7 protein-coding genes are annotated in these 6886 nt (G+C 66.2%); 2 read left to right on the top strand and 5 right to left on the bottom strand.

Annotation, left to right across the window (positions count from 1 at the left end; all coding sequences use genetic code 11):
- Positions 1-210: 210 nt before the first annotated feature.
- Together G5A07_RS20875 and G5A07_RS20870 are read right to left on the bottom strand one after the other, a co-directional pair.
- Entirely contained in the window at positions 211-1332 is a 1122-nt protein-coding gene (locus tag G5A07_RS20875; RefSeq protein WP_014036730.1) for an inorganic phosphate transporter, read from the bottom strand.
- A gap of 13 nt (positions 1333-1345) precedes the next feature.
- Positions 1346-1972, bottom strand: coding sequence for a DUF47 family protein (locus G5A07_RS20870; RefSeq protein WP_004152833.1), 627 nt, complete (start codon positions 1970-1972; stop codon positions 1346-1348).
- Between the two features lie 292 nt (positions 1973-2264).
- On the opposite strand from G5A07_RS20870, the gene G5A07_RS20865 reads away from it, so the two are divergent.
- Entirely contained in the window at positions 2265-3569 is a 1305-nt protein-coding gene (locus G5A07_RS20865) for a hemolysin family protein (RefSeq protein WP_032952709.1), read from the top strand.
- Positions 3553-4212, top strand: a complete 660-nt coding sequence (locus G5A07_RS20860; protein ID WP_010486010.1) for an exopolysaccharide biosynthesis protein — start codon at positions 3553-3555, stop codon at positions 4210-4212. The genes G5A07_RS20865 and G5A07_RS20860 overlap by 17 nt, the downstream gene beginning before the upstream one ends.
- Positions 4213-4258: 46 nt before the next feature.
- Here the strand turns inward: G5A07_RS20860 and G5A07_RS20855 are convergent, their stop codons facing one another.
- From G5A07_RS20855 to G5A07_RS20845, 3 genes are all read right to left on the bottom strand, one after another.
- Positions 4259-4756: a pyridoxamine 5'-phosphate oxidase family protein gene (locus tag G5A07_RS20855; protein WP_049413231.1), complete on the bottom strand. Its 498-nt coding sequence runs from the start codon at positions 4754-4756 to the stop codon at positions 4259-4261.
- 69 nt (positions 4757-4825) lie between these two features.
- The gene (locus G5A07_RS20850) at positions 4826-5821 is read right to left on the bottom strand and encodes an LLM class flavin-dependent oxidoreductase (RefSeq protein ID WP_191863941.1); all 996 of its coding nucleotides are present in this window, start codon (positions 5819-5821) and stop codon (positions 4826-4828) included.
- Positions 5822-5974: 153 nt separating this feature from the next.
- Positions 5975-6742 (bottom strand): sulfurtransferase, encoded by a 768-nt coding sequence (locus tag G5A07_RS20845; protein WP_019338429.1) that lies wholly within the window; start codon positions 6740-6742, stop codon positions 5975-5977.
- Between the last annotated feature and the right edge of the window lie 144 nt (positions 6743-6886).

Here is a 6886-nt window from a genome sequence, read left to right as displayed (position 1 = left end):
GGCTTGGCCGCGGCATCCATGCCGCGGACACCCCCACAACCGGCCCCGCCCCGCCTTCGACAGATCTCCGCGAACTGTCGGAACGGCGTCGTGCACTGCTCTGGTGGGTGTCGACCTTGGTCGACACGCTTGATACGGAAGAATGATCTGCCCATGAAAAAAGCCCGCCGGAATACGGCGGGCTTTTTTTGTGCAACGTGTGCGTGCAGATCAGGTCCAGCCGAACAGCTCGAACAGCTTCAGGATCAGGTACGCACAACCGCCTGCTGCCGGGATGGTCAGGATCCAGGCCCAGACGATGCGTTCGATCACGCCGAACTTCAGCGAGCGCGGGTTCTTGGCGAAGCCGACGCCCATGATCGCGGTGGAGATGCTGTGCGTGGTCGAGACCGGCATGCCGAAGTGGGCGGCCAGGGTCAGGATGGTGGCCGAGCTGGTCTCCGCGGCGAAGCCGTGGATCGGGTGCAGCTTGACCATCTTGTGGCCCAGGGTCTTGATGATCTTCCAGCCACCCGAGGCGGTACCGGCAGCCATCACCACCGCACAGGTCAGCACGATCCACATCGCGATGCCGTCACCGGCATGCGCATCCGGGTGCATGAAGGCCAGCCAGGACGGCAGGTCGTTCAGTGCGCCGGTGGCTTCGGCACCGATCAGTGTCATGGCGATGATGCCCATGGTCTTCTGCGCATCGTTGTGGCCGTGGGCAAAGCCCATGTAGGCCGCCGAGGCGATCTGCGCCTTGCCGAAGAACGCGTTGACGATGCGCGGGCGGGCCAGGCGGCCGATGGCACCACCGATCTTGGCCAGGCCGGCGATCAGCGCCCACAGCAGCACCATCACCACGATGCCGAGCAGGAAGCCGGCGATCGGCGAGGTGATCATCGGCACGAACACCTTCCACAGCAGGCCCTTGTTCTGCGCCCAGCTGCCCAGCCGCTCGGACCAGATCAGGGCGTCCCAGTTGTTGTGGGCCGCAGCCAGGCCGGCGCCGCAGAGGCCACCGATCAGGGCGTGCGAGGACGAGGACGGCAGGCCCTTCCACCAGGTGATCAGGTTCCAGATGATGCCGCCCAGCAGGGCGCACAGGATCACCTGCGGGGTGACGTCGACCACGTTGGTGTTGAGCAGGCCCGAGGCGATGGTCAGCGCCACCGCGGTACCGGTCAACGCGCCGATGAGGTTCATGAAGGCGGCCAGCATCACCGCCCAGCCGGGCGAGAGCACCTTGGTCGCCACCACGGTGGCAATGGAGTTGGCGGTGTCGTGGAAGCCGTTGATGAACTCGAAAACGAGCGCGGCCAGGATCACCACCAGGACAAGGGTCAACATGCGGCGGCGTCCGTCAGCTGTTCTTCAACACGATCTGGTACGCCACCACGCCGGCCTCGCGGCAACGGTCGATGGCCTTTTCCAGGATCTCGAAGAATTCCTTCAGCAGGAACATCTGCAGGTTGTCCAGGCGACCGGAATAGATGTCGCGGTACAGCTCGAGCATCAGGCGGTCGGCCTCGTTCTCCAGCGAGCGCAGCTTCTCGTTGAGCGCGGTCATCCGGTCCAGGTTCATGTGGCGCAGGTCGGCGACCATCTCCACCACCACGCCGGCAGCCTGTTCCAGCATCGCCGCGCGCGGCGCGAAGTCGATGTGCTCCAGGTGGGTCGTGGCCAGCGAATAGCGATCGGCGAACTTCTCGATCTGCTTCGGAATCTTGTACAGGGCCGAACCCAGCGCTTCGATGTCTTCGCGCTCGATCGGGGTCATGAAGCTGTCTACCAGCGCCTGGCTGATCTTGTCCGAGGCCGCGCGCTCGCGCAGGCGGGCCAGTTTGAAGGCGTCCAGCGCGGGCTGGCGGTCGGCCTCGCGCAGCATGGAATGCAGCGCCTTGGCGGCGTCGGAGGCCGCGACGGCAGCCTCATCAAGCAGGGTGTAGAACTGTTTGCCGGAACCGAAAATGGTCTGCAGAGAGAACATTGAGAAACCTGTCAGCCGTCGCGGGAAGGACGGCACCAGACGGAATTATGACGGCTAGATGACCATCACGGGTATCCCCGTCCCCTTTCGGGGCTCTGGAGCCCCCAACCTGAACAGGCGGTTGCCACCCTGCCACGCCCCTTTGCTAAGATGCCAGCGCGCCCTCGGGCGCACCTTATGGACGACGACCCTTATCCCCCTGCGCCGCGCCGGACCCTGTTCCTGAGCGCCAGCCGCCATCGCAAGCACCCGCCCTCCCTGCCACCAACCGGGGACGATGCCCGTGTTTGAAATGATCCTGATTGTCTTCGCGCTGGTTCTCCTGAACGGCTTCTTCGCCATGTCCGAGATGTCGGTCATGACCTCGCGCAAGAGCCGCCTGAAGCAGATGGCCGCCACCTCCAAGCGCGCCGCCAAGGCACTGGAGCTGTCGGAGAAGCCGGAGAGCTTCCTGTCCACCGTGCAGATCGGCATCACCGTGATCGGCGTGCTGACCGGCTACCTCGGCGGTGATGCGATCGGCGACGCGATCGCCGGCTGGCTGCAGGGCCTGATGCCCGGCTTTGCGTACGCGCGCGAGGTAGGCACCGCCCTGGCGGTCTCGCTGATCACCTTCATCACGCTGATCTTCGGCGAACTGGTTCCCAAGCGTCTGGCCCTGACCCGCTCCGAGGCCATTGCCGGCCTGGTCGCCATGCCGATGAGCTGGCTGGCCAGGTTGGCCCTGCCCTTCGTCTGGCTGTTGTCCAAGACGACCCAGCTGGTCCTGCGCCTGTTCGGCCTGGGCAAGGATGAAGTCGCCTCGGTAACCGAAGAAGAGATCCGCATGCTGGTGGCCGAGAGCCACGAGGCCGGGGTGATCGACGCCCACGAGCGCGACATGATGAACCGCGTGATGCGCCTGGGCGACCGCACCGCCGACAGCCTGATGACCCCGCGCAACCGCATCGCCTGGCTCGACACCCAGGCCGGGCTGGAGCGCAACCTGGAAATCATGGCCGAGCACGAGTTCTCGCGGTACCCGGTGTACCGCGACAACGACATGGACGTAGTCGGCGTGCTCGAACTGAAATCGCTGGCCACGCGCATGGCGCGCGGCGACAACGCGCTGTTCCAGACCCTGCGGGAACCGCTGTACGTTTCCGAATCAACCCACGCGATGAAGCTGCTGGAGATCTTCCGCGAGGAACAGCAGTCGATGGCGCTGGTGGTGGACGAGTACGGCGAGATCCAGGGCCTGGTGACCATCAGTGACCTGATGGGTGCCGTGGTCGGCCGCCTGCAGGCGGTGGAGAACGCCGACGAAGATGCGCTGGTGGTGACCCGCGAGGACGGCTCGCTGCTGGTGGACGGCTCACTGCCGATCGAAGACGTGCGCGAACTGATCGGCAGCAACGACCTGCCCGACGCCGAGGACGGCGACTACTACACGCTGGCCGGCATGTGCATCCACTACTTCGGCCGCATTCCGCACGCGGGCGAGTACTTCGACTGGGCCGGCTGGCGCTTCGAAGTGGTCGACCTGGACGGTGCGCGGGTGGACAAGCTGCTGCTGCGCACGTTGTCCGACGAGCAGGCCGATGAGCTCACCGCCTGAGGCCGGCCAGGGCCCGGGCGCCCAGCGCCCGGCCTACCGCAACGAGGGCATCCGCACCCTGCTGGAGATGTTCGCCTCCGGCGATCCGGCCGAGCACATGCCGCTGGGCCAGATCCTGTGCAACCTGCAGCAGGGCGCGTTCGGCGTGTTCCTGTTCGTGGCGATCCTGCCCTCGTTCATTCCGATTCCGGGCATGGGCGGCGCGGTCAGCGGTCCATTGGTGATCCTGATCGGCCTGCAGATGCTGTGCTGCCTGCGCCGCCCCTGGCTGCCGGGCTTCATCGCCCGCCGCGGGCCAAAGCGCGGCACCATGCACCGTTTCCTGGACCGCATCGACCGCCCGCTTCGGCGCCTGGACAAGATGCTGAAACCACGCATGCCGCAACTGCTGACACCGCTGCCCGCCCACGCCTTCAGCGGCCTGCTGCTGGTGTTGCTGGGCCTGCTGCTGTCGCTGCCGATTCCCTTCACCAACTTCCTGTTCGGCTTCCAGCTGCTGCTGTTCTCGTTGGCGCTGCTGGAACGCGATGGCGCGCTGATGCTGTTCAACTGGATCGCGGCGCTGGCAGCGATCGCATTCTTCGGTTTCAGTTCGGGGCAGCTGGTGGGCTATACGGTGGAACTGTTCCAGCGCTGGTTCTGATTGCTGTTGCAGCGCCCGCCGGGCATGGCCCGGCAGGCCGAAGCCCTCAGCGCAGATCGATGAATCCATTGTCGGCCAACGCCGTCGGCTCGTCCTGCACTGCCGACAGCACGAAGGTCAACGCCTTGCCCAGCAGAGTGCCCGGGCCATCCCAGTATTCGGCACTGTCGGCGCGCACATGGATCAGGCGAAGGTTGGGGTCATCCTTGCCACCGGGGAAGAACAGCTTCATCGCCGGTGACCACAGCTCCTCGATCTTCGCGCGATCATCGACCACGCGTGCCCGCCCCGCCACCGACACGTAGGTGTTCTTCGAGGGCGAGGCGTAGGCCACGTTGACCCGCGGATCGAGCGCGATCTCGGCCACCTTCGGGCTGTCGCCGGTGATCACGAACCACAGGTCACCGTCGAAGGCGACCTGCTGGGTGGCCAGCGGCCGGCTGTAGAGTCGCCCGTCGACGCCGGTGGTGGTGAACATGGCCACCTCCACGTCCTTGATCAGCTCGGCCAGTTGGGCAATGTGTTCGGCACGGGTCTCGGCCATGGTGGGGACTCCAGAAGTGGGAGCCCCCATCAGACGCGGATCGGCCGCAACAGGCCGTGACGCAATTGTTCAGCCCGCGTGGCGGGCGTGCCAGGCCTGCATCGCCAGTTCGAACGAACGCAGGCGTGCGCGGTGGTCGTAAAGATTGGCGGTGAGCATCAGTTCGTCGGGCTTGTGCCGTTCGACGAAGGCGGCGATGCCCTCGGCCACCTGCTGCGGATCACCCAGCACGGTGCAGGCCAATGCCCGCTCCACACCCAGCTTTTCATGCGGTTCCCAGAACGATTCGATGTCGTCGATGGGCGCCGGAATCTTGCCCGGCCGGCCACGGCGCAGATTGACGAAACTCTGCTGCTGGCTGGTGAACAGGCGGCGTGACTCGGCTTCGCTGTCGCTGGCGACAACGTTCAGGGCCAGCATCGCGTGCGGCTGCTTCAACGTGGCCGAAGGGCGGAACTCGCGGCGGTACACCGCCAGCGCTTCGTCCATCACGTCGGGCGCGAAGTGCGAGGCGAACGCATACGGCAGGCCCATCGAGGCGGCCATGCGCGCACCGAACAGGCTGGAACCGAGGATCCAGGTCGGCACCCGCAGGCCACCACCTGGAACCGCCTGCACCGCCTGCCCGGGTTGTACCGGCTCGAAGTAGTGCAGCAGCTCGCGCACATCCTGCGGGAACTGGTCGGCGCTGTCGAGGTAGCGGCGCAGTGCACGCGCGGTCGGCTGATCGGTGCCCGGCGCGCGGCCCAGGCCGAGGTCGATGCGGTCCGGATACAGCGAGGCCAGCGTGCCGAACTGCTCGGCCACCTGCAGCGGGGCATGGTTCGGCAGCATGATGCCGCCGGCACCGACGCGGATGCGCTTTGTGCCCCCGGCCACATGGCCGATCAGCACAGCGGTGGCCGCGCTGGCGATGCCGGGCATGTTGTGGTGTTCGGCCAGCCAGTAGCGGCGGTAGCCCAGCGCATCGGCGTGCTGGGCCAGTTCCAGCATGTTGGCGAAAGCGGCTGTGGTGTCACTGCCCTCGCAGACCGGGGCCAGGTCAAGGATCGACAACGGGATCATCAGGCGTTTTTCCGTCACAGGATCCCCCATGCATGGGGACGGCCCGGCGCCGCGGCCAGTGACGGTGGCGGGATGCTGATTCCCGTGGGGGCAGGTTCAGCGCCCACCGGATCGTGTAGAGCCGAGCATGGGCTCGGCGCTACAGAAGCGCGGTCAGAACGCGCTGGGGCGCGGCTCCGGCAGCGGCTGGTCCACCATCGGCTTCAGCTCGGCGTCCAGCGCCACGCGCTCATCGAACACGAAGCAGCGGCCTTCGTAGCCTTCGCCGCCCACCTCCTCGAAGTAGCCGAGGATGCCGCCATCGAGCTGCAGCACATTGTCCATGCCGTCATTGACCATCCACAGCGCGGCCTTCTCGCAGCGGATGCCACCGGTGCAGAAACTGACCACGGTGCTGTCCTTCAGCGCTTCGCGGTGCGGCGCCAGCGCCTCGGGCAGGTCGGTGAACTTGTGGATGGGCAGCACCAGCGCATCCTTGAAGGTGCCGTACTCCACTTCCTGCAGGTTGCGCGTATCGAGCATCACCACCGGCTTGCCGGCGTCATCATGCCCCTGGCGCAACCAGCGCTGCACCGTGGCCGGATCGATCGCCGGCGCGCGCGGATAGTCCAATGGCTGGCCGTCGTCACGGCGGAAGCTGATGATCTCGTCCTTCACCTTGGCCTTCAGCCGCGCGAACGGCTGATGCTCACTGAGGCTGGTCTTGACCCGCATATCGGCAAAGCGCGCGTCGGAACGCAGTGCCACGTAGAAACCCTCGACCGCCTCTGGCGCACCTGCCAGGAACAGGTTCAGCCCCTCGCCCGCCACCAGGATCGTGCCGCGCAGCTCCGCCGCCTCGGCACGCGCCAGCAGCTGGTCGCAGAGGGCCTGGGGAGCGTCGATGACGGCGAAATGGTAAGCGGCGGTATTGGCGATCATCCTGCCATTTTAGCGCCTCCTGCCCGCACAGACAGATTCAGGGATCAGAGCCCTCTGCACGGCAGAGGGATCCGACCCCAAGCCCGGCAGACACCCGGAATCTGTCAGGGGTGGGGCGGTGTGGGCAGGCAGGACCGTTGGCGC

It is taken from the genome of Stenotrophomonas sp. AS012628, assembly GCF_010608305.1.
GTDB classification, from domain to species: domain Bacteria; phylum Pseudomonadota; class Gammaproteobacteria; order Xanthomonadales; family Xanthomonadaceae; genus Stenotrophomonas; species Stenotrophomonas geniculata.
This window is presented reverse-complemented; position numbering and strand designations above follow the sequence as displayed.